At 65.6% G+C, this 25288-nt stretch carries 27 protein-coding genes; 15 read left to right on the forward strand and 12 right to left on the reverse strand.

Annotation, left to right across the window (positions count from 1 at the left end):
- Window positions 1-60: 60 nt before the first annotated feature.
- From E2I15_RS34665 to E2I15_RS34675, 3 genes are read right to left on the reverse strand one after another with little or no spacing between them, the layout of a single operon-like run.
- Window positions 61-1077 carry a sugar ABC transporter substrate-binding protein gene (locus E2I15_RS34665; RefSeq protein WP_137481319.1) on the reverse strand — a complete coding sequence of 339 codons (1017 nt, stop codon included), beginning with the start codon at window positions 1075-1077 and terminating at the stop codon, window positions 61-63.
- Window positions 1078-1119: 42 nt separating this feature from the next.
- Entirely contained in the window at window positions 1120-2091 is a 972-nt protein-coding gene (locus E2I15_RS34670) for an ABC transporter permease (RefSeq protein ID WP_137481317.1), read from the reverse strand.
- A 19-nt stretch (window positions 2092-2110) separates the two neighbouring features.
- Window positions 2111-2818: a TetR/AcrR family transcriptional regulator gene (locus E2I15_RS34675; RefSeq protein WP_155262750.1), complete on the reverse strand. Its 708-nt coding sequence runs from the start codon at window positions 2816-2818 to the stop codon at window positions 2111-2113.
- A 391-nt stretch (window positions 2819-3209) separates the two neighbouring features.
- Between E2I15_RS34675 and E2I15_RS34680 the strand changes: the two genes are divergently transcribed.
- Window positions 3210-3386 (forward strand): MJ0042-type zinc finger domain-containing protein, encoded by a 177-nt coding sequence (locus E2I15_RS34680; RefSeq protein ID WP_311986722.1) that lies wholly within the window; start codon window positions 3210-3212, stop codon window positions 3384-3386.
- 93 nt (window positions 3387-3479) lie between these two features.
- Here the strand turns inward: E2I15_RS34680 and E2I15_RS34685 are convergent, their stop codons facing one another.
- From E2I15_RS34685 to E2I15_RS34705, 5 genes are all read right to left on the reverse strand, one after another.
- On the reverse strand, window positions 3480-4718 hold the full coding sequence (locus E2I15_RS34685; protein ID WP_155262735.1) for an MFS transporter: 1239 nt from the start codon (window positions 4716-4718) through the stop codon (window positions 3480-3482).
- Entirely contained in the window at window positions 4715-5044 is a 330-nt protein-coding gene (locus tag E2I15_RS34690) for a hypothetical protein (protein ID WP_016848133.1), read from the reverse strand. The genes E2I15_RS34685 and E2I15_RS34690 overlap by 4 nt, the downstream gene beginning before the upstream one ends.
- Entirely contained in the window at window positions 5031-5633 is a 603-nt protein-coding gene (locus tag E2I15_RS34695) for an isochorismatase family protein (RefSeq protein ID WP_137481311.1), read from the reverse strand. Before E2I15_RS34695 ends, E2I15_RS34690 begins: the two co-directional genes overlap by 14 nt.
- Before the next feature lie 41 nt (window positions 5634-5674).
- Window positions 5675-6127, reverse strand: a complete 453-nt coding sequence (locus tag E2I15_RS34700) for a MarR family winged helix-turn-helix transcriptional regulator (RefSeq protein WP_137481309.1) — start codon at window positions 6125-6127, stop codon at window positions 5675-5677.
- Window positions 6128-6353: 226 nt separating this feature from the next.
- Window positions 6354-6668 (reverse strand): hypothetical protein, encoded by a 315-nt coding sequence (locus E2I15_RS34705; RefSeq protein WP_225161524.1) that lies wholly within the window; start codon window positions 6666-6668, stop codon window positions 6354-6356.
- A 248-nt stretch (window positions 6669-6916) separates the two neighbouring features.
- Between E2I15_RS34705 and E2I15_RS34710 the strand changes: the two genes are divergently transcribed.
- The 9 genes from E2I15_RS34710 to E2I15_RS38930 all read left to right on the forward strand — a co-directional run bounded on the left by E2I15_RS34710 (window position 6917) and on the right by E2I15_RS38930 (window position 13238).
- A complete protein-coding gene (locus E2I15_RS34710) occupies window positions 6917-7987 on the forward strand; it encodes a sensor histidine kinase (protein WP_137481305.1) in 1071 nt (356 codons plus the stop codon).
- Window positions 7988-8036: 49 nt separating this feature from the next.
- Complete coding sequence (locus E2I15_RS34715; RefSeq protein WP_018269507.1) at window positions 8037-8693, forward strand: response regulator transcription factor; 657 nt, start codon at window positions 8037-8039, stop codon at window positions 8691-8693.
- Between the two features lie 138 nt (window positions 8694-8831).
- Window positions 8832-9218, forward strand: a complete 387-nt coding sequence (locus tag E2I15_RS34720) for a hypothetical protein (RefSeq protein WP_245313978.1) — start codon at window positions 8832-8834, stop codon at window positions 9216-9218.
- Window position 9219: 1 nt separating this feature from the next.
- The gene (locus tag E2I15_RS34725) at window positions 9220-10971 is read left to right on the forward strand and encodes an OmpA family protein (RefSeq protein WP_170991668.1); all 1752 of its coding nucleotides are present in this window, start codon (window positions 9220-9222) and stop codon (window positions 10969-10971) included.
- Window positions 10971-11471: a Rab family GTPase gene (locus E2I15_RS34730; RefSeq protein ID WP_137481301.1), complete on the forward strand. Its 501-nt coding sequence runs from the start codon at window positions 10971-10973 to the stop codon at window positions 11469-11471. The genes E2I15_RS34725 and E2I15_RS34730 overlap by 1 nt, the downstream gene beginning before the upstream one ends.
- Window positions 11472-11754: 283 nt before the next feature.
- A complete protein-coding gene (locus E2I15_RS34735) occupies window positions 11755-12159 on the forward strand; it encodes a DUF3597 domain-containing protein (RefSeq protein ID WP_170991667.1) in 405 nt (134 codons plus the stop codon).
- A gap of 78 nt (window positions 12160-12237) precedes the next feature.
- Window positions 12238-12522, forward strand: coding sequence for a hypothetical protein (locus E2I15_RS34740; protein ID WP_137481299.1), 285 nt, complete (start codon window positions 12238-12240; stop codon window positions 12520-12522).
- 78 nt (window positions 12523-12600) lie between these two features.
- The gene (gene mscL, locus E2I15_RS34745) at window positions 12601-13020 is read left to right on the forward strand and encodes a large conductance mechanosensitive channel protein MscL (protein WP_028335905.1); all 420 of its coding nucleotides are present in this window, start codon (window positions 12601-12603) and stop codon (window positions 13018-13020) included.
- Between the two features lie 50 nt (window positions 13021-13070).
- Window positions 13071-13238, forward strand: coding sequence for a hypothetical protein (locus tag E2I15_RS38930; protein ID WP_168857300.1), 168 nt, complete (start codon window positions 13071-13073; stop codon window positions 13236-13238).
- A 45-nt stretch (window positions 13239-13283) separates the two neighbouring features.
- Here E2I15_RS38930 and E2I15_RS34750 read toward each other — a convergent pair whose 3' ends face one another.
- Complete coding sequence (locus E2I15_RS34750) at window positions 13284-14102, reverse strand: class I SAM-dependent methyltransferase (RefSeq protein WP_246668226.1); 819 nt, start codon at window positions 14100-14102, stop codon at window positions 13284-13286.
- On the reverse strand, window positions 14089-14553 hold the full coding sequence (locus E2I15_RS34755) for an Rrf2 family transcriptional regulator (RefSeq protein WP_137481297.1): 465 nt from the start codon (window positions 14551-14553) through the stop codon (window positions 14089-14091). The genes E2I15_RS34750 and E2I15_RS34755 overlap by 14 nt, the downstream gene beginning before the upstream one ends.
- 153 nt (window positions 14554-14706) lie before the next feature.
- Here E2I15_RS34755 and E2I15_RS34760 point away from each other — a divergent pair, with 153 nt between their 5' ends.
- Window positions 14707-16794 carry a tetratricopeptide repeat protein gene (locus tag E2I15_RS34760; RefSeq protein WP_137481458.1) on the forward strand — a complete coding sequence of 696 codons (2088 nt, stop codon included), beginning with the start codon at window positions 14707-14709 and terminating at the stop codon, window positions 16792-16794.
- A 7-nt stretch (window positions 16795-16801) separates the two neighbouring features.
- Here E2I15_RS34760 and E2I15_RS34765 read toward each other — a convergent pair whose 3' ends face one another.
- A complete protein-coding gene (locus E2I15_RS34765; protein ID WP_137481295.1) occupies window positions 16802-18532 on the reverse strand; it encodes an ATP-dependent Clp protease adaptor ClpS in 1731 nt (576 codons plus the stop codon).
- 315 nt (window positions 18533-18847) lie between these two features.
- Here E2I15_RS34765 and E2I15_RS34770 point away from each other — a divergent pair, with 315 nt between their 5' ends.
- The 3 genes from E2I15_RS34770 to E2I15_RS34780 all read left to right on the forward strand — a co-directional run bounded on the left by E2I15_RS34770 (window position 18848) and on the right by E2I15_RS34780 (window position 23375).
- Complete coding sequence (locus tag E2I15_RS34770; RefSeq protein WP_170991666.1) at window positions 18848-21190, forward strand: mechanosensitive ion channel family protein; 2343 nt, start codon at window positions 18848-18850, stop codon at window positions 21188-21190.
- Window positions 21191-21584: 394 nt separating this feature from the next.
- A complete protein-coding gene (locus E2I15_RS34775; protein ID WP_137481293.1) occupies window positions 21585-22685 on the forward strand; it encodes an LLM class flavin-dependent oxidoreductase in 1101 nt (366 codons plus the stop codon).
- A gap of 135 nt (window positions 22686-22820) precedes the next feature.
- Window positions 22821-23375, forward strand: coding sequence for a flavin reductase family protein (locus tag E2I15_RS34780; protein ID WP_016847112.1), 555 nt, complete (start codon window positions 22821-22823; stop codon window positions 23373-23375).
- 226 nt (window positions 23376-23601) lie between these two features.
- Here E2I15_RS34780 and E2I15_RS34785 read toward each other — a convergent pair whose 3' ends face one another.
- Complete coding sequence (locus E2I15_RS34785; protein ID WP_137481292.1) at window positions 23602-24078, reverse strand: hypothetical protein; 477 nt, start codon at window positions 24076-24078, stop codon at window positions 23602-23604.
- A 440-nt stretch (window positions 24079-24518) separates the two neighbouring features.
- Here E2I15_RS34785 and E2I15_RS34790 point away from each other — a divergent pair, with 440 nt between their 5' ends.
- Window positions 24519-25274 (forward strand): SDR family oxidoreductase, encoded by a 756-nt coding sequence (locus E2I15_RS34790; protein WP_137481290.1) that lies wholly within the window; start codon window positions 24519-24521, stop codon window positions 25272-25274.
- The last annotated feature ends 14 nt before the right edge of the window (window positions 25275-25288 follow it).

The following is a 25288-nucleotide window of genomic DNA, read 5'->3' on the forward strand; positions in this document are numbered from 1 at the left end:
TGTGGGAAGATCGACGTCCCGGGGTGAGATCGCCCGGGACGTCGAGCGGGAATGGCCGGACTATTTCTTCAGGTCACTGAGATTCCAGCACGCGGTCTGGCTGTCCGCGTTCTCCTTGGTGATCGGGATCAGCGTCGTGTACTCCGAACCCTTGATCGAGCCGGCCTTGGCGCCCGACGACAGCAGCCATTTGATCGTGCCGGCCATCTGCGCGGCCTGGGTCGGCACGTCGTAGCTCATGTTGAGATCGAACGCGCCGGACTTCACCAGCTCGCAGGCGCCCTTGCGCTCGCCGCCGCCGGAGGTCGCGACGAAGACCTTGCCGGTCAGCCCGGCTTCCTTCACCGCAGCAGCGGTGCCGATGTCCATGCCGTCCCAGAAGCCGACGATGCCGCAAAGATCAGGATTCTGCTTCAGCACGGTCTGGGTGATCGCCTTGGCCTTCGCGGCGTCCCAGTCGGCCGCCTGGCTCGAGACCACCTTGATCTCCGGATGCTTGGCAAGCACGTTCTCGACGCCCTTGAGCGTGTAGGCGCTGGCGGCCGCCGAGAGCGCGCCCTGCACGATGGCGATCTTGTTCGACTTGCCCTGGCAGGCCTTCACCACCGCCTCGGTGTCCCGCTCGCCGATCTCGATCCAGTTGGCGCCGACAAAGGCCGAAGAGCGATAGGCCGACCCCATGTTGATCTGGATGACGTAGATGCCTTCGTTCTCGGCGCGTTGCAGCAACTTGGCGTAGGTCTGCACGTCCGGATTGTGGATCACCATCACGGCCGGCTTCTCCGAGATCAGCGAGGTCACTGCCTGCGCGCCGGCGTTGGTGTTCCAGTTGGGATCGCGGATCTCGAACTTCACGCCGAAGGGCTCGAGCTCCTTCTTCATGCCGGCGTACCAGCCTTCGGTGAGGTCGAAGTTCATGGCGACCGGAACGTAGGCCACCGTCTTGCCGGCGAGGGCTTCCCTGAACGGCTTCTGGAACGGCTCGTCCAGGCCCTGCTGGGCCAGAGCCGGGGCGGCGATGGCTGCAAGCCCGAGCGCCGCGGCGATCACCTTTGCAGTCCTGACAGCGTATTGCATTGCTTCCTCCTTGGTCGTGATTGAATGTTCTTGTGGCCTGGTTCAGATGTCGCCCTGCTGTGCCGTTTCTTCGTTGCGCGGATTCAGGAACGAATCCGTGATGACGGCGAGCAGCAGGACGACACCCTTGACGAGGTTTTGTCCGGCGTAGGAGATGTCCATGATGGTCATGCCGTTCAGCATGGTGCCGATCAGCAGCGTTCCGATGATGACGTTGAGCACGCCGCCGCGGCCGCCCGACAGGCCGATGCCGCCGAGCACGACGACGAGGATGACGTCGTAGATCAAGGTCGAATTGAAGATGCGGGTCGGCATCGAATTGACCGATGCCGCCATCACCAGGCCCGCGAAGCAGCCGATCAGCGCCGCGACGACATATTGCAGCACGATGATCGGGCGCGACGGGATGCCGGTGACGCGGGCCGCGTAGGGATTATCGCCGATCGCGTAGATATAGGCGCCCCAGCGCGTCTGGCGCAGCAGGAACGCGACCACGACGCAGGCGATCGCGAACATTACGATCGAGGTCGGGATGCCTGATATGGTGCCCTGTCCGAGCCGCTCGAAGCCCTTCATGCCGTCGCTCCACTGCACGACGTCGAGCTGAAACAGCGCGGCCTGCCCGAGGCCGGCGAGCAGCAGGCCGGTCGCCAGCGTCGCAAACAGCGAAGGGACCTCGGCATAGGCGATCAGCCAGCCATTGACCACGCCGAAGGCGATCGTGAGCAGCACGGCCGTCACCAGCGCGGTCGGCAGCGAGTGGCCGTTCTGCACCATCTGCAGCACGAGCCCCGGCGGCACCGCGAGGGCTGCGATCAGCGAGATGTCGATGCCGCGCCCGATCACGACGATCGCCATCGCCAGCCCGAGGATGCCGAGCACCGCGACGTTCTGCAGCAGCGTCAGCATGTTCTCCGGCGTCAGGAAGCCGCGCAGGAAAATCGAGAACGCCAGGAACAGCACGGCAAAGACGGCGAAGACGATCTCCTGTTGATTGAATCGCAATCGCTTCATTGCCTGGTCCTTCCTGCTTCTACGGGTGCGCCGTCGGTCTGGCTCTCGTGCGGGAGCCGGTCGCGGCGCGGCCGGGCCGCGGCCTGCCGGCGACCGCGGCGTCCACGAACGCGCCGACGGAGTTGATGTAGGCCTCGATCGAAGTGCCGCGTCTGCGGTACTTCGCACGCTTGACGTACCAGTCCTGCAGCAGCGGCTTGATCAGCGATGCCGTCAGCGTGACCTGGTCGATCGCGAAGACGCCGCCGGCGACGCCCTGTTTGAGGACGCCGGCGATGATCTTCTCGGTCATCACCTCCATCTCGATGGCGCGCTGGCGTTCTGCCGGCGGAAACGACTTCGCCTCCATGAAGCAGAACACGAACCAGGGCTGCATCGCCTCGCTCATCCGGACATGGGTCGCGATGATCCAGTGCAGATGCTTGCGCGCATCCTGCTTCACGTCGGCGGGCGGCGAGTTGAGGACCTCCGCCACCGTCTCGGCGACCTCGCCGAGAATCATCGACAGCAGCGTCGGCTTGCTGTCGAAGTACGTATAAAGGCCGCCCATGCTGAGGCCCGAGGCCTCCGCGAGCTGGCGTAGCGTGGTGGCGTGAAAGCCGTGCTTGTTGGAAAGCGTGAGCGTGGCGCCGATGATGCGCGTGAGATTCGGAACGGCGAGATGGGTTTTCTGGACCCGGATGGAATCGCGATGACGTTCGAGGATGCGTGCGCAAAGCACGTCCATCGCGAACGCATTCGCCGTCCCCGGTCGCTGACGCGCGAGACCCACGTTGCCTCCCTGGCTATGCTCCCGGACCATTTCATTTTGTTGCTGGTCCGGGCTGGGCTTTACGCCCTTGCCTAATTCCTAGCCCACGAAATGGCGCTCGGAAAAGGGGGATGATGAAATTTTCTGAGAGAGCGCTCGCTCGTTTTTTTTTGGCCCGCCGCGTTGCCAAGCTTGGGCTCGGCGCCGTTCCGGCCATCGTCGGGAACTTTTTGCGCTGAAAGCACAGCAAAAATTCCCGGTGCTCTGGTCGACCGGCATGCCGGTTAGACGGCCGTCACATTCCGATGATGGGCGTGTGGGAAGCTCAAGAGCGCAACGGCTTGCTGATTCGATGCGAAAATCTGACGTGACCTGCCCACACTGCCAGGCCGGCTATCGCCGGATCGAATTGACGTCGAAGGGCGGCGTCGCGGGTGAGTTTCGCTGCCTGGTGTGCGACCACATCATCGAGCTGATGGATGGTTCGACCGATGTCGCCTTTCGGCTGACCGTGCAGCCGGGCAAGCCGTCCTACGCGTACTAGCGCTTTTGGTTCGCGTGACGGACACGCGTCCAAACGCAGAGTAGGAGCGCTGGTCGGTGGCAGCCCCGATCAACGCTGCTGCGGCAGGTTGACCTAGCTCCTTCGCGCCTCCTGGCTGCGGCGCTCGGCTTCGCCGCCTGGTCGGGACAGCATGCCGAGGGCAACGATCGCCGCGGCAAAGCCGGCGGCGGCGCCGACGCCGAGTGCCCAGCGCGGGCCGAGGTGATCGGCGACCCAGCCGACGATCGGTGCGCCGATCGGCGTACCGCCGAGCGCCACGCCGAGCCGCAGCGCCATCACCCGTCCGCGCATCGCGGGCTCGGTCGAGAGCTGCATCAGCGCGTTCGAGGTGTTGGTGACGGTCAGCGCAGCGACGCCGATCACGACCAGTGCCGCCGCAAACAGCCAATAGCTCGGCGCCAATGCGGCGAGCGTGCAGCCCAGCCCGAAGATCGCGGCGCCCAGCATCAACGAGCCGAAGCGCGGCTCCTCGCGGCTCGCGGCCAGCAGCGCGCCCGACATCGTTCCGAGCGCCATCATCGACGACAGCAGGCCGAAGCCGCGCGCATCGGTGTGGAACACGCCAACCGCCATGGTCGAGATGAAGATCGGAAAGTTCAGTCCGAAGGTCCCGATCAGGAACAGCATGATCAGCGTCGCCCTGAGATCGGGCCGGGACCACACATAATGAAAGCCCTGCATCACGCTGCCCTTGGTGCGATGGGCGCGCGCGTTCGGGCGCAGCTCGGAGGTGCGCAGCAGGGTCAGCGACGTCAGCACCGCCAGGAACGATGCGCCGTTGAACAGGAATGCCCAGCCGGTGCCGACGGAGGCGATGATGAGGCCAGCGACGGCCGGGCCGATCATGCGCGCGGCGTTGAACGAGGTCGAATTCAGTGCGATCGCATTCGACAAATTGGTATCGCTGACCAGCTCGGCGACGAAGGTCTGCCGCACCGGGGCATCGAGCGCTGCCGCGCAGCCGAACAGGAACGCGAAGGTGTAGACGTGCCAGAGCTGCACCAGCCCGGTGACGGTGAGAATGCCGAGGATGAGTGCAAGCGCGCCCATCGTCGCCTGAGTCGCCATCAATAGCTTGCGTTGGTTGAAATGATCGGCGGCAAAGCCGGTCCACGGCATCAATAATAGTTGTGGCCCGAATTGCAGCGCCATCACGATGCCGACCGCGGACGCGCTGTGATTTGTCAGCTGGGTGAGAACGAGCCAGTCCTGCGCTGCGCGCTGCATCCAGGTGCCGATGTTGGACACCAGCGCGCCGGCCGTCCAGACCCGGTAGTTGAAGCTCGCGAGCGATCGAAATACGCGTCTCATGTTCTCTGAGGTTCATTCCCGCCGTGAAACCGCCCGAACCGCCGCGCGAGGAACAGGCCGATCAGCAGACCGCCGAGACCGAGCGCGGCGACATCGCTGGTGGTTCGCAAGCCGAAGTCGCCGACGCGGCAGACGAGGAGATATCCGACCGCGAGGTTGAAGAAGCCCCACACGATGTTGACGGTCGATGAGGAAAGGCCTTCGCCGGGCGGCTTGGCGAACGGGCTCTGGAACGCTTCGCCCATCATGCCGGCGACGACGTGCGGGATCGCATTGGTGAGGAAGGCGCCGCCGAAGAAATAGGCGACGAGATCAAGCCAGTTCATGCGCGTTGGTCCTTTCAAGCAGATCGATGATCGCCTGCGTCGAGCCGGTTTCGCCGAGCCGCGGGAACACGTGGTCGATGCTGTAGGCATGCGCATTCGGCCGCGCGTCGGTCATGGCGTCGATCGCGAGCGTGACGTTGAAGCCCGCTTCATAGGCCTGTCTTGCCGTCGATTCGACGCCGCCGGCGGTAGCGACGCCGGCGATCACGACTTGCGTGACGCCGCGAGCTCTCAGCAGGCTTTCGAGGTCGGTGCTGGCAAATGCGCCTCGCGTTCGCTTGGTCACCGCGATGTCGCTGGGCTGTCGGTCGAGCTCCGGAATGAGATCGGTCCATCCGTCGGGAAGCGGGCCGCCAAATGGATTTCCAGATGGATGTCCTTGGCGCGCCGCCTGCTCGGTTCGTCCAGGCGAGCTGCCGTCGACATTGACCAGTGCGACCGGCAGCCCGCGGCGCCGGAACGCAGCGCCAAGCGCGGCGGCACGAGCCACGATGTCGCCGATCGGATGGGCGAAGGGCCAGCCCATGAGGCCGCTTTGTAGATCGATGACGATCAATGCGGTGATCGGATCGAGCGTCGTCAGGGCCATGGTCGTTACCTTTCTCGCAAGCTGTCGCGGCGCAGCCGGCCTCAATCCTCGACCAGCCGCTTCAGCAAGCCGACGGCGGCGGCGAGCTCGTCCTGCTCCCGCGCCGACAGCCGCGCGGCGATGGTGCGCGATAGCCAGTCCTGCCGCGCGGCGCGGCCGCTGCGCAGCCGCTCGCGGCAGCTGTCGGTGAGCGACATGATGGTCTGCCGGCCGTCGTCCGGATCCGGCGCGCCGCGGACCAGGCCCGCAGCCTCGAGCGCCGATATCGCCGAACTCATCGACTGCGGACGCATGCCCTCCGATCGCGCCAGGCTGGACACGGTCGCGGGGCCGTCTTTTTCGAGGCGAAGCAGCACCGCGACCTGGGAAGGCGGCAGATCCTCGCGCTGCCCCTGCTCGCGAAGCCGCCGCTTCAGCGTTCCAATCAACAGGCGAAGATCTTCGGCCAGCGCGGATGTGCGCGCCGAGCCGGGTCGGGCCGGTGCATTGCTCATGCCGGACCGGATAGCACATATGAAGGTAAACTGTAAAGATTATCTTCGCAGTTTATCTGCATACGTGTGTCCTGCTGCAGCCGGCCAGCTGGTCCGACGCTGCTCGCGGCCGGCATCGGCGCGGCACGCGAGTGCATCCGCGTGCGTGTGACGCCGGGCCGAGGCTCAGCGGAGAAAATGAAATGGACGGCAGGGGCTTCGAGCGCCTCAGCGCAATGGCGCGCGCTCACTCGGGCGCAGCGTCGCTGCTTGCCGCGGCCTCGTACATCTCGCGCGCGCGCCTGGTTACGGCCGCATAGCGCGCCGTGGCGCTGAGGCTCATCAAGCCGGCGCGTACCAATCCGAGAATGGCACGTCGGGAGTGGAACGGTCCGGTCTTGCTCGCGGCATATCCGCGCGGATAGAGCTGCAGGCGGCCGGCGAGCGCTTCCTGCAACGCCATCTTCTGGGTTGCGCTCAGGCGCCGGCGCCGCGCGGGTTTGCTTGCTTCCGCCAGCATGCGCAGCTCGATGCCCGACGGTTTCCGTGGTGCGCCCTTCATTGTCAGCTCACATTCCGGCCGACTGGCGCGACCTTCCGCGAGGCCCGGCGCCCGGCCGGCATCGCCATGGACGCCGGCATGTGGCACATCATGGCTTGCGCTGTTGCTCATTCGTGAGACAGAACCGCATTTCGAGCAGCGGCGGCATCTGACGAAGGTCAGGACCGGTTGTGACGAAAGTCATATTCGTTTGCGACCGCTGCCGGCTTACGCCAGAGTGGGCTGCTCGCTGAGCTGATGGGCAACGCATGATCGATCTGAGCGCGGATTTGCTTGCGGCCGCAGAAGCCGACGTCATCGGTCTCGCCGTCATCGGCGCCGATCGAAGCATGCAGCGGAAGATCGGCCGGCTGGTCGAATGGCTTCCCGCAACCGGCGTCGATTGCTGCGAGTGTGTGTTGCTGGTCGGCATGGAGGCCGAGTTGGCGGCGCTTGCCCAAGGCCAGCGGGACATGATTGCGTTGGCCGGTGTGCGTGGCGCGTCGCCTGACATCACGCAGCCGATGACGGCGGTCGTGCTGTGGAACGGTGCGCAGTCGCATTACTTCGTCATCGCCATGCCGGATTTTGCCGGCCGTCAGGTCGAAACGCTGCTCGGCAGCGAGCGCCGCGCCCGGCGCCTGATGGAGCAGCAGCTCGAGGCGGCGAGCGCTGAGGTGCGCTTTGCCTCGCTGGCGCGGACGCGGCTTCGGCTGGCGCGCGATCTGCACGATACGCTGGTGCACTCGATCGTCGCGCTGCTGACCCAGATTCGGCTGATCCGGCATTATCTGTCGGCCGATCCCGCCCGTGTGGCGGACAGCCTGGCGACCGCTGAAGATGCGGCCGCGAGCGGCCTTTCGCGCGCCCGCGAAGCCATCGATCGCCTGCGCACGCCCGACGATCTGAAGCTTGATCCCGATGTCGAGGGGCTGCTCAGCGACTTCGCCGCACGCAGCGGCGTCAGGGTGTCGATCCAGATCGACGAAGCGGCGCGCCCCGGCTTGCGCGACTGCGGCCTGACGGTTCAGCGCATTCTCAGCGAGGCGCTGCGCAACGTTCAGACGCATGCGCAGGCGCGCCGCGTCTCCTTTCACGCCTTCGACGAACCGGCCGCGGTCGGCCGCAAGCTGATTGTCGAGATCCGCGACGATGGCCGCGGCTTCGATCCCGCGGTCCCGACTCCAGGACATTTCGGATTGATTGGAATGGCCGAATTTGCTGAACTTGTCGGCGGAAGCTGCGCGGTGGAGAGCGCGCCCGGGCAAGGAACGCTGGTCCGGATCTCGCTCCCCGTGGCGGTGCCGCCGGCAGCGTCTGCCGGCGTGCTGGCCGATTGAATTCGTTGCCGCGCATTCAACGCGTTTTCGAGAGGATGACGGAAAGCCCGTGAGCAGAATCGAGAAGATACGGGTGCTGATCGCCGAGGATCAGACCCTGATCAGGGAAGGTATCGCCACGCTGCTTGCCCAGCAGAACGACGATTTCGAGATCCTTCCCGGCGCGGCCGATGGCGAGCAGGCCATCGAATTCGCGCGGCGCTATCGGCCGGATGTCATCCTGATGGATTTGCAGATGCCGCGGGTCGACGGCATCGCCGCGACCCAGCGGATTCTCCGCGAATTGCCGCAGACCCATATCGTGGTGCTGACGACGTTCGAGACCAACGATCTGATCTTCGAGGCGGTGAGCGCAGGCGCCAAGGCGTATCTCCTGAAGGACGCCAGGATGGAGGAGATCGCCTCGACGATCCGCGCGGTGATCAACGGCCAGTCCGGGCTTTCGCCCAGCGTCGCCGCGCGCATCCTCGACGAGTTCAAGCGGCTGCGCGGCCCGCGCGTCTCGGCGAAGCTGCCGGTTCGTGACGGGCTGACGGCGCGGGAGAATGAAATTCTTACGCTGATCGTCGAGGGCAAGAGCAACACCGAGATCGGCGAGCAGCTGCATTTGGCGGAAGGAACCGTGAAGAACTATGTCAGCACGATTCTGGAAAAATGCCAGGTCAAGAACCGTACAGAACTCGCAATAAAGGCAATAACTTACTAGAAATAATTAGCCGCGATCGCACACCACGCGGTTGATCCGGCTGAGATTGCTCGCCTTTCTCTGGGCCGCGCCCGCAAAATTGGCTATAGGGTTGTTTCGGATTTGCTTTTTGACACCGCAGGTCCGGATTGCGCAGCTATGAGTAAGCGGGAAATGACCATGAAGGGTATCGAGCGCCAGACCAAAGGTACGGACGGACCGGCGGACGCTCCGGCGGCCGGCAACGGCGTGGATCCGGCAGCGCACGGCATGGCGGCGATCGATCAGGTTCGCGACCTGCTGTTCGGCGGCGCGCAACGCTCGCTCGAGACCAACCTCTCGGGCCTGCGCGAGGAGATGCAGGCATCGCTCAAGCAGATGCAGGCGGACTTCACCAACGAGCTCACCGCGCTGTCTGCGCGGCTCTCCGACCTCGAGCGTGATACCGAGCAGAAGCGGCTCGACTCGCTGAAGGATGTCGGCGCGGCGATCACCCAGCTCGGCTCGGTCATCAGCGGATTGGGATCCGGCCGCACGGGCAAATAGCATGGCAGCTGCTGCCGGCCAGAACCGCGAGATCGAGCAGCTCAAGACATTGCTGTTTCAGCCCGAGGCGACGCGTCTGACGTCGCTGGAGGCCGACCTCGACTCGCTGCAGCGCTACGTCGGCAACGCCGACCGCCTGGAGACGGCAACCGCAGGCATCCTGGTCGAGGCGCTGGAGCGCGCCGAGGTCAACCGGCCGCGCGAGCTCGCCAGCGCGATTGCGCCGGTCGTGGTCTCGGCGATCCGCAGCGAGATCAAGAATTCGCGCGAGCAGATGATCGAGGCGCTCTATCCGATCGTCGGCCGGCTGGTCAGCGCCGCTGTGGCGAATTCGTTCAGGGAGCTGGTTGCCTCGCTCGAGCAGCGCATCAATGCGTTGACCTCGGCGCAATTGTGGGTCGGCCGCGTCAAGTCGCTGGTGACGGGACGCCCGATCAGCGAATTCGTGCTCGCAGATCAGCCGCCACAGATCAACCGGCTCCTGATCATCGAACGCGGCAATGGCCGCCTGATCGCGGACTGGAAGCGCGATGCGACCGCCGACGAACGCGCCGACCTGCTCAGCGCGATGGTCGCGGCGATCCTGGAGTTCTCGGTGCAGGCGCTGGCCGGCGAAGGCAATCTGCAGACGCTCGATTTCGGCGGACGGCAGCTCGCGCTGCGCGCCTCGCCGCGCTTCATCCTGGCGGCGGAGTGCCTGGGGCCGTTGCGGCCCGCCGACAATGCCAGGATCAACTCACTGTTCTTCGATGCGATCGAGCGCATCGACCGTGGCGCGGATTGCGACGGTCCGATGCTGGCGTCGCTGGCAGCCGCGATCGAGACCGACGATACGCCGCCCAGGATCGCGAGCCGGCGCGGCAAGGTGATCCTGTTCGCCTTGCTCGCGGCAGTGGCCGCGCTGTTGCTCTGGCTTGCCGCGACGTCGGTGACGCGCGGTCTTGTGGAGCGGCGGACCCATGCGGCGCTGGAACAGCTCGCCACAAAGCAGCCATTGCTGGCCTCGTTCCCGCTGCGGCTTGACTTCGATCACGGCGGCCGAAGCGTGGCCGTTTCAGGCATCGAACCGAGCCAGCTGGAGACCGCGCCGTTGATCGATGCGCTCGCCGCGGCCGCGGCACCGTACAAGATCGTCAACCGCATCGGTCTGGTGTCCGCACCGGAGCAAATCGCGGCATCGCAGGCCGGCATCGCGGGCCTGCAGCAGAGCCTGACGCGCCTGCAGGCGAGCCTCGACCAGATGCGCGAGGCGATCGGTGCGCAAGCGAAGTCGGGCGACCAGAAATATGCCGCCCTGAGCGAGCAATATGACAAGCTCGGCGAGCAGTACGCCAAGCTGGGCGAGCAATACGCGAAGCTGCAAGCCGTCGTCGATGGCCCGACGGCGCGGCTCGACCGCTTCATCGCCACGACCGCGATCTTCTTCGCGAACAATTCGGACGAAGTTCTCGACAACGACCAGGCCGAGCAGCAGCTGCGCGAGCTCGCCGGACTAATGGCGCACAACGATCTCAGGCTGCGCATCGTCGGCTATGCCGATCAGAGCGGCACGGAGGGCACCAACCGGACGCTGGCGCGCAAGCGGGCCGAGCAGGTCCAGCGCAGGCTAACCGCGCTGGGGGTCGATCCGTCGCGGCTGATTTTGGTTTCGCGCGCGGCGACGATGCCGATCACCGACCGGGTCGACGCCACCGTCGGCGGCAATCGCCGCGTAGCGTTCGAGACGGTCTATCGAGGCGAAGTGGCCCGCTGATGCTCACCGCAAAAGTCATGCTGCTCGGCGATATGGGGGTCGGCAAGACGTCGATCCTCTATCGGCTGATCTACAACCGGTTCGAGGGCCAGTACAAATCGACGCTGGGCGTCGAGATCCTGAGCCACGACGTGGTGCCGGCGGATGGCAGCGATCCGATGCGCCTTGTGCTGTGGGACACCGACGGCGATTTCGGCACGCAGATCTTCGACACCGTCTATGTCACCGGCGCATCCGCCGCCATCATCGTGTCCGACGTCACGCGGCCGCAGACGGTGACCCGCATGGTCGAATTGGTCCGCGGCTTCGAGGAGCGCTTCCCCGGCCGACCCTACCGGGCGCTGCTGAACAAGATCGATCTGCCGGAAGCCGCGGGCAGCGCGGGCGCGATTGCCGAGCTCGCCAGGTCGAGCGTCAAATCGGTCAGCGCCAAGACCGGCGTCGGCATTGCCGAGAGCTTTGCCGAACTCGCCCAGATGATCCGCCGCCGCCAGCTCTAGTTAGCGACAACGCACACACGTCTGTGTCAGCCGTCCCGACTTCTCGGGGCTGGCGAATCGGGCCGGGACGGCTGACTTCATCGCACGTGGGGCGTACGATGAATGGCTCGCGCGCGGCCGCAAAAGGCCCGCACGCTTTCCCCGCCAACAGCACCACGCCGTCCCACACTCCGATAGTGACGATGGTCATCTTCCGCTCGGCCAAAGGCCTGCCTATCGTCCGCCCCGTCACTGGAAACAGCCACGGGACGAACGGTGTCTCGGGCGCATGGAGCGAGAGATCGTGAGCATTTTTGGAAGCATCATGGGTGCAATCTTCGGCCACGGCGCCCAGGCCAAGACCGCTGAGAGCACGACGGCGGCAGCGCCCGGCGCAGCGCCATCGGCGTCGACTTCTGCATCCGCTGCGTCCGGCACCCCGGCGGCACAAACCGTCGACGTCGCCGCGATCGTCGACAAGGCGGCCGCTGCGACCGGCGAGAAGCTCGACTGGCGCAGCTCGATCGTCGACCTGATGAAGGCGCTCCGTCTCGACAGCAGCCTTGCGGCGCGCAAGGAGCTCGCGAAGGAGCTGCACTACACCGGCGACACCAGCAACACCGCCACCATGAATGTCTGGCTGCATCAGCAGGTGATGGCCAAGCTCGCCGCCAATGGCGGCAAGCTGCCGGACGACATCAAGACTTGACGTCTTGCCTCCAGCCGTGCGCGGCGCTCGCGTCCCGCACGGCTCCGATCGATGTGTATTGCGTGAGGAGCAGCTGCGATGATCTCATCTCATCCTGCCATCATGAACCGGCAGCGGCCTGCCATGCTGCGGTTGGGCGCTGCGCTTGCTGCGGGAATTGGATTCGTCGCGCTGGCGCTCGGCTTCCATGTTGCCAACGCCCGCGCGGATAATTCCGGTGACGAGCCGCGGCCGGAAAATACGAATGTGCAGCGCGCCGCGCAGAACCCGCCGCCGGCGCGGGTCATCCTGCCGGCGCCGTGGGAGCAGGCCGCGCCCGCGCGGCCGGTCGCCGCGCCCGCGAAGCCGGCCAATCGCAAATAGTCTTTCGTCCCCTTGTAGCGGCCGGCGATCCAGTCGCCGCGCCGTGCCATCGCATTCAGTTGGAAAACAGGAGATCACATGCTGAAGGAATTCAGGGAGTTCGCCATGAAAGGCAACGTCGTCGATCTCGCCGTCGGCGTGATCATCGGCGCGGCATTCGGCGCGATCGTCTCGTCGATGGTGGCCGATATCATCATGCCGATCATCGGCGCCGTCAGCGGCGGGCTCGACTTCTCGAACTATTTCACTGCGCTGTCGAAGTCGGTGACGGCGACCAACCTTGCCGATGCCAAGAAGCAGGGTGCGGTGCTGGCCTGGGGCAACTTCCTGACCCTGACGCTCAACTTCCTGATCGTCGCCTTCGTGCTGTTCATCGTGGTCCGCCTGATGAACCAGCTCAAGCGCGAAGCGCCCGCGGCGCCGGCCGAGCCGCCGAAGCCGACCAAAGATCAGGAGCTGCTCACCGAGATCCGCGATCTCCTCAAGTCGCGCGCGTAGCAATCGCTGCGAATGCCACTGCGTACAGCCCCCAGCTCTGGAGCCTAGCCATGCCAGATCAGGTCAAGCTGCCCCGAAAATTGTCGCAAGAGCCCGGTGGTGCGGAGCCGTTACGGCCGAGCCACAGGCGAGTGATCGAGGAGCTTGATCGCTGGGCCAACAGCCCCGGCCTGCAGCCGCCGAGCGATGAAGAAAAGCCGGACGACGACAAGCGCTAGCGCCGGCAGGAGACCGCATACGTAGTCGGATCACGCCAGCTGCGGTCAAGCCCGCCGGGCCGTCGCGATCAGCGCGGTCGACGGAATCGCGAAGCTGTCGCCGACTCGCCCCCGCTCGATCTCGCTCCGGAATGCGCGCGCGACTGCGGCGCTCTGATCGGCATCGAGCCCGCTCCAGTGCGGCATGAACTCGAACAATCTGTCGATGTCGCCGGGATTGGCGACATTGAGCTTGAAGTCGTGGGTGATCTCGGCAATCGCCGGATCGGAGAAGCCGGCGGCGACGAGCGCAGCGGCGAGGCGGCCGGGATCGGCGAGCTCGGCGAGGCCCGTGCAGGGCATCGGCGTGACGTTGTCGGGATAGAGCCGCCGGATGATCTGCGAGAGCAAGAGATGCACGGCGGCGCCATCGGCGCTTTTCCAGACCGCAATCGCCGCCGATCCGCCTGATCGCGTCACCCGCGCCATCTCGCAGAGGCCGGCGCGCCAGTCCGGAAACAGCATCACGCCGAACACCGACACTGCCGCATCGAAGGCGGCATCCGGCAGATCCAGTGCCTGGCCGTCCATCTGCCGCGCTTCGATATTCGCCGCACCATGCGCGCGGACCCGCGCCACCATGCCGGCGGAGAAGTCGATCGCGGTGACCTCGGCGCCGGTGCGGGCGGCGGCGAGCGCAGCGGCGCCCGTGCCGGTGGCGACGTCGAGCACCTTCGATGCGGGGCCGATCGGCAGCGTTGCAACCGCGGCGTCGGCGAACAATGTCGTGAACGGCTGCGACTGCGCCTCATAGGCGGCAACCATTTTGTCCCAGTGCGCGGGATCGTTGTACGGCAGAGGCTTCGCCTGCTTACTTGACTGCATGAATCTGGTCCTCGAGGCTTTGCTTGTGTTTGGCGAGCCGGCGCTTGAAATCCCTCGCGAGCGCATCGAGCGTCACGGCGCCGAGCCGCTTCAGGAACAGCGCCTCGACCTCGCGAAACGTGTCTCCGAGCGCGTCGTTGACGGCCTGTTCGACCAGGCAGCCGGGATTTTCCGAGCGATGGCCCATCGCGACGATCGTGGGCGCGCCGACCGCGCGGTAGATGTCGCCAAGCGTGATGTCGGCGGGATCGCGCGCCAGCGTCCAGCCGCCGCCATGGCCCTTCTCCGAATGTACCAAACCCTGCTCGCGCAGCCCCGCCATCACGCGGCGCACCACCACCGGGTTGGTGGCCATCGCCTGTGCAAGTTGCTCCGACGTGACCGGCTCGCCGGCCCCGATCATGTGGAGCAGACCATGCAGGACGCTGGACAGACGGCTATCGCGGATCATGTAACTTGATATGTTACATGATCCGGCGGCCGTCAAGGGGGCGATGCGGTTGCCGCGCCAACTTCGCGTGCCGGATTTCGCTGCGCCGCCCGTTTAATCCGCATCGGGGTCTTTGGCAGGGGCGGTATCGTGGGCAGTGTGGCGGTCGATCGGATGTTGCGGGATGCGGTGGCGCATTACGGCGCGGGCCGCGCGGCGGAGGCCGGCACGCTGTGCGGCGACATCCTCACCGCCGATCCCGACCACGTTCTGGCGCTGCATCTGTCCGCCGTCATCGCCTTCGTGACCGATCGTGCCGCGGAAGGCGCGCTGCTGCTGAACCGGGTCTTCAACCTCGATCCGGATCATGCACCGGCGTTCGCCACACTCGGCGACGCGCTCGCCGTGAAGGGCGAGCACGAAGGCGCGGCGGCGGCGTTTCGGCGCGGCGTCATGCTACGGCCGGACGATGCCGGCCTGCACATCAAGCTCGGCGTTGCGCTATGCGATCTGTCGCGCTTCGACGAAGCCGAGGTCGCGTTCCGGCGCGCGATTGCGCTCGATGGCGGCCTGACGCGGGCGCGGTTCAACCTCGCCGTCGCGCTGGCCGGGCAGCAGCGGCCGGTCGAGGCGGAACAGGCCTATCGCGAGGTGATCGCGCGCGACCCGGTCTATCGGGGCGTCTGGCTCAACCTCGGCAATGTGTTGACCGATCAGAAAAGGCACGAAGCGGCCGCCACGGCCTATCGCCGCGGACTTGCCGCGGATCGCGACAATGCCGGGCTGCACTGCGGCCTTGGCGTGGCGCTCTATCGCCAGGGCCTGCTGGAGGATGCGATCCTGCACTACCGCCGTGCGATCGCGCTCGATCCCGACAACATCGCGCCGCAGCGCCTGCTGGCCATGGTGCTGCACGAGGCGGGCGAACGCGAGGAGGCTATCCGCTTCTATCGGCAAGTCTCGGCCCGCGACCCGTCCGATCACGTCATCCTCAACAATCTCGGCGCCTGCCTGTTCGAGCTCGGACAGGTCGACGACGCCATCGCCTGCGCCGAGCTCGCGCTGGCGCTGAAGCCGGACTACGCCGCCGCGCACACCAATCTCGGGATCATCTTCGAGGCGCAGAACCTGGTCGAGGCCGCGGTCGCCGCGCATCGGCGCGCCATCGAGCTCGAGCCGCTCTATACCAAGGGCCACGCGAATCTCGCGGTCGCGTTGCGCAATGCCGGCGAGATCGATGCGGCGCTCGTCGCGTCGCGCCAGGCCATCGCGCTCGATCCCGAGCAGCCACTGGCGCACTACAACCACGCGCATTTCCTGCTGATGAACGGCGAGTTCCAGGAGGGCTTTGAGGAGTATCAGTGGCGCCGCAAGACCAGGATGCTCAGCGACGGCGATCCCGTGTTCGACGAGCAGGAATGGCAGGGCGAGCCGCTCGCTGGACGTACGCTGCTGCTGTTTGCCGAATATGGACTCGGTGACGCCATCAATTTCGTCCGCTATGTGCCGATGCTGGCGGGCAAAGGCGGCCGGATCATTCTGCAGGTGCAGCCGGCGCTGGTCGCGCTGCTGCGGCCGATGCTGCCCGATGTCGCGGTGTTCGCGCGCGGCGAGCCGCTGCCGCCGTTCGATCTGCAGCTGCCGCTTCTCAGCCTGCCGCGGATCTTCCGCACCACCGTTAAGACCATACCCGCAGCGATATCCTATCTGCGGGCAGATGCCGGCAAGCTCGCGCGCTGGCGCGAGGCGCTCGCCGGCGTGACTGCGCTGAAGGTCGGCGTGGTCTGGGCCGGCAATCCCAGGCACAAGGGCGACCGCCAGCGCTCGCTGCCGGCGGACGCCGTGCTGCCGCGGCTGGTCACATCAGGCGTGCAGCTCTACAGCCTGCAGAAGGAGCCGCGGCCCGACGATGCTCCGGTGATGCGGGGCCTTGCCGCCGACATCATCGACCTCGCGCCGATGCTCGGCGATTTCGCCGACACCGCGGCGGCCGTCTGCGCGCTCGATCTCGTCATCGCCGTCGACACCTCGGTGGCGCATCTCGCCGGTGCGCTCGGCCGCCCGGTCTGGATGCTGTGTCCTTACGCGCTCGACTGGCGCTGGCTGCGCGACCGCGCCGACACGCCCTGGTATCCGACCATGCGGCTGTTTCGCCAGGACAAGCCGCAGGCCTGGGAGGGCGTGCTGACGCGGGCATCGGACGAACTCGCGCGTGCCGCGGCCGGCGAGCGCGCGCTGTTGCTGCCGGCAGCGGCGAAGTGATCGGCCATCACCCAGCACTCATCCCCTGCGCGCCGCCGAGCAGCTTCACGTTGAGCCGGCCGCCGTCGAACAGCATCTCGTTCAGCGCTCCGTCGACGTCGTCAGCGGTGACATCCTGGCCTCCCGCGCGGGCGATGCTGGCCTGCGCGACGCGGCGCATCAGCTCCTTGATGAAGGCGGCGCTGACGCCGGCGGTGCGCTGCACCGCTTCGTCGACGATCGGCTGCTCCAGCGGCAGGCCTTTGCCGTACAGCCGGATCAGCTTGCCGCGTCCGGTCTCGTCGGGCAGCGGCACCTCGATGGCCTGGTCGATGCGGCCGGGCCGGCCGGCCAGCGCGCCTTCCAGCTCTTCCGGCCGATTGGTGGTTAGCACGAACAGGATGTCGCAATCCTCCTTCAGGCCGTCCATCTCGTTGAGCAGCTTGTTGAGCAGGGATTCCTCGCACGGTCCGCCCATCTCCTCGCGGTCGCGCGCGATCAAATCGACATCCTCGATCACGACCATGGTTGGCTGCAGCAGCCGCGCGAGGCTCATATAGGCGCCGAGCAGGCCGACCTGCTCGGCGGTGATGATCAGCGTTGTGTGGTTTGGCAGGTTGGTGGCGAGATAGCGGATGGTGTGGGTCTTGCCGGTGCCGGGCGGGCCGTAGAGCAGGATGCCCTTGCGGGTCGACTGGCCGAGCCCGCGCAACAGATCGCGGCTCTCGACAAAGCCGAGCACGTTGCGGTCGAGCAACCGCAGTGTCCGTTCCGGCAGGATGACGTCATCGCGCGCAACCGTCGGCAGGCGATGCACGGTCACGCCGCGGGCGCGGCCACGATAGTCCGCGGCATCTTCCAGCGACAGGATCTTGCCGCGATAGGACCGTGCCGCATGCACGGCAGCTTCCAGCTCGGCAAAAGTCCGCTGCACCAGGGTGTTTCCGGCCGCGCCCGCGGGCACCGCGAGCTCAATCCGCAAGCCCGGCTCGCCCTGATAATCACGATGGTAGCTGAGCAGCACCGCGTAGCGCAGCTCCTCGGTCTGGCACAGCCACAATCCGTTGGTCAGGCATTGCACCGACTCGGGCTCGCCGACGTCGATATCGTAATATTGCGGCGGCGCGATCGGCGGCGCATTGCGGCTGTTCTCCATCAGCGCGGCTATCGTGAGGGTCTCATAGCGGTGTTGCTCATGAAGGCCGAAGAAATGGATCGGCGCATCGAACAATCTGTCGATCGCGATCTGAACGTCTGCACGCATGTGACCGGGAAACTGCCGCGACCGGGTCATGATCTGGTTGCGTGGCGTCCCGGCAAAATGCCAATCGAGCGCCATGAAGGCATATCTGAACTCTTCGCTCGGCAGTTTTTCCGAGCTCGCCCGCGCGGCGATCAGGCAGTTGCCGCACAGGCAGACTGTCCTGCGGATGAGAAAAACGTCGGTCACGGGTTCCAGCGCGCCACAGAGGTCGCACGGCCGCGCCGCTTCTGCGGCTGCGGGCGTGATCAGCAATGGATGACCATTGCTATCAATCAGGTGCTGGGCGGACTCGAGCAGCGCCTTGGCCACCGTCGCGGGATAGGGGCCGCATGCGAATCCGTTCTGGGCCTCGATCCGCGCGGTGATGGCAACCGCTTCTTTCCGGGATTTGCCGAATACCGTGCGTAACAGGTTACGCATGAATTCCAGCGGCGTCCTGTCGTCATCATGAAAGAAGAGCCGCACCGGACCGTCGTCGCTAAACACGTCGTGCATGAGACCCCCGAAAATGCAATTCGGAACAAAAGAACAAAATAAGAACATCACGGCGGCTCCTGCGCGTCAAGCGAAAGATTCTGCCGTCTCACCCCTGACGTGTAGCGAGCCGATCGGCCGGGAACGCGCATTGGAAGTGTAAACGCGGCTCAACGCCTGTGTCGATTGTGTTGCGGCAAATGCCAAGAGATGGCCGTCACAGCGGCAAACTTCCGACACACCATCGGGGCGAAAAGGAGTATCCGACATGGCGCGAGCGCGAGAGCAGATTCCTCCCAAGGGTCTGCGGTCGCGCAGTTATTTTATGAGGCCCTCGTGTCGCACAAACTTCGCCTTGCGCTGCTTCTCGTCTTCACTTTGTTCGTCTCTCCCGCGCTGGCCCAGCCGGCCGCCAAGCCGGCGCCGCCGCAACCCGTTACCAGCGACGCGCTGACGCCCGAGCAGGCGAAACGTGCGCTCGAGACGCTGCAGGACGACAAGAAGCGCGGCGAGATCATCAACACGCTGCGCGCCATCGCCAATGCCTCACCGCAGGCGGCCGCCGCGGAGCCGGCGCCGGAGCAGCATTCGCCGATCCCGCTCACCGCCGACAGCCTCGGCGCACAGCTGCTGCTGATGGTGTCCGAGCAGGTCGGCGAGATGTCGCGCGAGGTCGCCGACGTCGCGCGCACGCTGACGCATTTCCCGGCGTTCTATTACTGGTTCGTGCGCACTGCCAACGATCCGGTCGCCTATGGCCTCTTGATCGATATCGCCTGGAAGCTGGCGCTGGTGTTCGGTTGCGCGCTGGCCGCCGAATGGGTGGTGTTCCGCCTGATCAAGCGGCCGGTCGCGTTCCTGGAAGCGCGGCTGCCGCAGACCGCACGCGTGCCGGTGCAGACGCTCGCCAGCGTCGATCCGCCGTCGTCGGTTGCCGACGTCACGCCGGCGCCCGAGTTGCAGCGGCGCCGGCTCAGCCTGGCGCGGGCCTGGCAGTCGCTGGTCCGGCTGCCCTTCGTGCTTGGGCGCCTTTTGCTCGAATTGCTGCCGGTGGTCGTGTTCGGCGGCATCGCCACCGCGCTGCTCGGCACCGAGATCGGCGATCAATCGACCACGCGGCTGGTGATCCTTGCCGTCGTCAACGCCTATGTGTTCTCGCGCGTCTTGATCTGCGCGGTGCGCGCGCTGGCAGGGCCGTTCGGCCTGTTCCGCGTCCGTGCCGAGACTGCGGCCTATATCGAGATCTGGGCCCGGCGCATCGTCGCCGTCGGCGTCTCGGGTATCGCCTTTGCCAATGTCGCGCTGCTGCTCGGGCTGCATCGCGCCGGCTATGCCGCGCTGATCCGGCTCGTGATGCTGGTGGTGCATCTGTTCGTCGTCGTCATCATCCTGCAGTGCCGCCGCCAGGTCGCCGACGTCATCCGCGCGCCGGCCGATCGCACTGGGCTTGCGGCGCGAACGCGCAACCGTCTCGCGGCGCTCTGGCATGTGCTGGCGATCGCGCTCGACCTCGCGCTGTGGGCGGTGTGGGCGCTCAACATCCGCAACGGCTATTCGCTGCTGCTGCAATATTTCGTCGGCACCATCGCGGTGCTCCTGGTGACCCGCCTCGTCACCATGGTGGTGCTGAGCCTGATCGATCGCGGCTTTCGCATCAGCCCGGAGCTGATCCAGCGCTTCCCGGGGCTCGAGACCCGCGCCAACCGCTATCTGCCGCTGCTGCGCAAGGTGGTCACGGCAGTGATCGCCTTCATTGGCTTCGTCGCGCTGCTCGAGGTCTGGGGCGTCGACGCCATCGTCTGGTTCTATGGCGGCCAGATCGGAAGCCGCCTGATCTCGGCGCTTGTGACGATCGGGATCGCCGCGCTGGCCGCGGCCGTGATCTGGGAAGTCGCCAATGCATTGATGGACCGGCAGATCGACACGCTGTCGCGCGAGGGGCATTACGCCCGCGCCGCGCGCCTGCGCACCTTCCAGCCGATGCTGCGCACCGCGCTGTTCTGCATGATCGTTGCGGTGGTCGGCCTCACCGCGCTCAGCGAGATCGGCGTCAATGTCGCGCCGCTGCTCGCCGGCGCCGGCATCGTCGGCATCGCGATCGGCTTCGGTTCGCAGAAGCTGGTGCAGGATCTCATCACCGGGTTGTTCCTCTTGATCGAGAACACCGTCCAGGTCGGTGACAACGTCACGGTGTCGGGCCTGTCGGGCGTGGTCGAGAACGTTTCGATCCGCACCATGCGGCTGCGCGCCGGCGATGGCTCGGTGCACGTCGTGCCGTTCAGCGCGGTGACGACGATCACCAACTCCAGCCGCGGCGCCGGCAATGCCGCGGTCAGCGTCAACGTGTCCTATAAGGAGGACACCGACCGCGCCGGCGAGGTGCTGAAGGACATCGTCGCCCAGATGCGCCAGGAGACGGCGTATCGCGCATTCATTCGAGGCGACCTCGAATTGTGGGGCGTCGACAAGGTCGACGGCTCGGTCGTGACCATCGTCGGCCAGATCCGCTGCACCGATAGCGGCCGCTGGGCGGTGCAACGCGAGTTCAACCGCCGCATGAAACGGCGCTTCCAGGAGGAGGGCATCGAGATCGCCTCGATGGGCCAGACCATCCTGATGCAGCTTCCTGCACCCTCCGAACCCGATACCAACGCCCAGCCGCGCCGCGCGGCGGGTTAGATGTTGCTTCACCTCTCCCGCTTGCGGGGGAGGTCGGATCGCATCGAAGATGCGGTCCGGGTGGGGGGTCTCTCCACGATATCTCTCGCGGAGAGAGCCCCACCCCAACCCTCCCCCGCAAGCGGGAGAGGGAGTCCGGTCCCTTCGCGGTGGGCCTGCGCCTTAACCTGATCGCGGCATTGCGGCCGTCTCATCGCTGCGACACCGTCTCGCGACGTTGAGACGGCAAGGGCGTCGCTGAGCTCGAGGTATGGCTCATAGTTGGCCGAAAACACCGCCGTTCCCAGCCCTTCCCTGCGATTTCCGCGCTGGCACAGCGCTTGCTCAACGCATCTTCGAATGCGCGGCAAGACGCATTGCATGACTGAACCCAACGCGAAGGAAGGAAACGCATATGGAGCTTGGCTACTTCACCATGCCCTCGCACCCGCCGGAGTGCGGATTGAAGGAGGGCCACGACTGGGACCTGCAGACGCTGCGCTGGCTTGACGAACTCGGCTACCAGGAAGCCTGGATCGGCGAGCATCACACCGCGCCGTGGGAGCCGCACCCGTCGCCCGATCTGCTGGTGGCGCAGGCGCTGCTGCAGACCAAGAATCTGCGCATCGGGCCCGGCGGCTTCCTGCTGCCGTATCATCATCCCGCCGAACTTGCGAACCGCGTCGCGATGCTCGATCATCTCTCGAACGGGCGCCTCAACTTCGGCGTCGCGGCCTCCGGCCTGCCGAGCGACTGGGCGATGTTCAATGTCGACGGCATGTCGGGACAGAACCGCGACATGACCCGCGAGGCGCTCGAGATCATCCTGAAGATGTGGTCCGAGCCGGCCCCCTGGACGCACAAGGGCAAATATTGGACGGTGAGCAAGCCGGACACGATGTTCGACTTCCTCAAGCCGCACATCAAGCCTCAGCAAGCGCCGCATCCGCCGATCGGCGTCGCCGGCCTGTCGAAGAACTCCGACACGCTGAAGCTGGCCGGCGAGCGCGGCTTCATCCCGATGAGCCTCAACCTCAACCCGGCCTATGTCGGCAGCCACTGGGATTCGGTCGAGGCCGGCGCGGCCAAGACCGGCCGCAAGCCGAGCCGCAAGGACTGGCGGCTGGTGCGCGAGGTGTTCGTCGCGGACACCGACGAGGAGGCGTGGAAGCTCTCGACCGGCGACATGATGGGCCGGATGATGAGCGAGTACTTCCTGCCGCTGCTCGGCCATTTCGGCTTCAAGGACTACCTGAAGCACGCGCCCGACGTGCCTGACAGCGACGTCACCGTCGAATATTGCGCGCGCCGGAATTGGATCGTCGGCTCGCCCGCGACGGTCACCGAGAAGATCGAGAAGATCTACCGGGAGGTCGGCGGCTTCGGGGTCCTGTGCGTGTTCGGCTTCGACTACAAGCACAAGCCGAAAGCCTGGCGGCACTCGCTGGAGCTGCTCAAGAACGAGGTGATGCCGCGGCTGAAGCATCTCGGCGCCGAGTTCGAGAAGGCTGCATGACAGCTGCGCGGGGTGCGGGGCTTGCCTCGCACCCCGCCTCGCATATCTTGAACGAAGTGTTTTTTACCGAAGCATGATCCGGAGAAGTGCAAAGCGGTTTTCCGGGCAGGATCATGCTCAAACAGGGCTTGCGGCATGACGGTCGACGCACAGAGTTTCAAGCAGGCGATGCGCCATTGCGCGGGCGCCGTCGCGCTGGTGACGGTCGGCTCGGAGACCGGGCAGCGCACCGGCCTGACCGTGACCTCGGCCTGCTCGCTGTCGGACAATCCGCCCTCGGTCCTGGTCTGCGTTAACCGTAACGCCAGCGCGCACCAGCGCATCCGCGAGGAGCGCCATTTCGTCATCAACTTCCTGAACGAGGACCACGCGCTGCTGGCGCTGACCTTCTCCGGCCAGAAGGGCGTCAACGGTGACGACCGTTTTGCGTTTGGGCGCTGGACCACCGGCGCCACCGGCGCCCCGGTGCTGGAGGATGCCGTCGCGGCGTTCGACTGCGTGCTGGCGCAGGAGCTCGAGACCAAGACCCATTCGATCTTCATCGGCGAGGTCCAGCACGTCCGAGCCGCGACCACGGTCGACCCGCTGATCTATCTGCGCAGCGGCTTCCAGAGCGTGCGCAACATCCATGATCCGGTCGAGCTCGGCGACCTCGACGCGCGGCGTGTCAGCTGGAACGAGTTTTCGTAACGGATTGATCAAATCGGCGATCGATTGGTTCGCTGCGACACTCTTTGCACTCGTCATGCCCGGCCATGACGAAGATAGAATGCGAATTCGCCAACCATTCAGCCCAATCGTCAACGCCTGACCTTCCCGTGCAGCGTGGGCCCGGCGCGGCCATGCGACCGCTGGCCGGGCCAACGCTCATGTGGGGCGTCGCTGTCCTTGCCGTGGTCCCGTGGACGCTGCGCAGCTATGACCCCGGCGTTCTCACGACCAGTTTGATGTTCAGGAGATTGACCCCCTTGAACGGGTTCGGCGCGCTTTCGATCGTTCCTGTGCCCGTCGCATTCGCATAGGCGCCCGTGCCCGAAAGGATCGTATATTCGCCGTTTGATTTTCCGTCCTTGATCGCGCCGGTGTAACGCGCGGTGATCGCGCCTTCCTCGAACGTGTAAGTGCTGTAACCGTAATAGGAGCCCGAGCCCTTCAGCATGTCTCCTGAATGGACGAACTCCTTCACCCCGATATGGCCATCACTGAAGACGGCGACACCAAAGAACTTGCCGGAAACGACCGTCTGCCCTTCGACGTTTGCTGCCTCGATGACCTTGACGTCGACAGGCTTGGTGACGAGCTTGAACTCGAGCACCTTCTCACCCGCTAACGCGGTCGACCCCGCAACGACGATTGCCACGCTGGAAACGAAAAAGGTGATAAAATTCCGCATAGACTCCTCCTGCGTTTGCTGAAATCAAATCAAGGAGTGCACAGCGGGCTAAACGTCATGCCCAGCATTTGCGTTGCAGCACGAAAGAGAGCCCGCGGTAATATCCCGGCAGCGGCCGAAGCTTTCGGTACCCCAGCACGCTGGCTGGAACGCACGCATTAGTTTACGCGACGGTAGAAGGTTCAGCAAGCGTAGCCATCGACGGCTCGTGCGCATGACAGGTTCCGCGACATCAGAACACCCGTGGCGTGCTATAGTGTGCATGCGAGAGAGCCCGAGCAGGGAGCGCGAACTCATCAGTCCTTCTCCCCGCTGCCGTGGTCGGCCGCGCGCGCGGCAACCATCGAAGTTGCGGCGGATCGACATACCCATGACGATTGCCGGCGGTGAATCCGGCAAGCATGTCTCGAGAAACCTCGTCACCGACAAGGAGTGTCACCATGAAGATCGTTGTGATCGGCGGTACCGGACTGATCGGCTCCAAGACCGTTGCCATTCTGCGCCAGCGCGGCCATGACGTCGTCGCTGCCTCGCCGAAAAACGGCATCAATGCGATCACCGGCGAGGGGCTGAAGGAGGCGCTGGCCGGCGCGGCCGTCGTGATCGACCTCGCCAATTCGCCCTCGTTCGAGGACAAGGCGGTGATGGCTTTCTTCGAGACCTCCGGCCGCAACCTGCTGGCGGCGGAGAAGCCGGCCGGCGTCAAGCACCATGTCGCGCTGTCGATCGTCGGCACTGACCGCACGCCCGAGAACGGCTACTTCCGCGCCAAGGTGGCGCAGGAGAAGCTGATCGAGGCATCCGGGATTGCCTACACCATCATCCGCGCGACCCAGTTCATGGAATTCGTCGGCGCGATCGCCGATGCGAGCGCAGTCGGAAACACGGTCAGGCTTTCGCCCGGCCTGTTCCAGCCGATCGCGGCGGAGGACGTGTCGGCGCTCGTCGCCGATATCGCGCTCGAGCCGCCGCGCAACGGCATCGTCGAGATCGCAGGTCCCGACCGCGCGCCGTTCAACGAGATCGTGGCGCGCTACCTGAAGGCAAAAGGCGACCCGCGCGAGGTGGTCAAAGACCCTGACGCGCTTTACTGGGGCGGCCGGGTCGAGCAGCACTCGCTGGTGCCGCTCGGCGAGGCGCGCCTCGGCCGCATCGATCTGAACGAATGGCTGCGCCGCTCGCAGACCGCAGCCTGACTGAAAAGCCTGAC

It is taken from the genome of Bradyrhizobium sp. BR2003, from assembly GCF_009720285.1.
Classification (GTDB): Bacteria; Pseudomonadota; Alphaproteobacteria; order Rhizobiales; family Xanthobacteraceae; genus Bradyrhizobium; species Bradyrhizobium elkanii.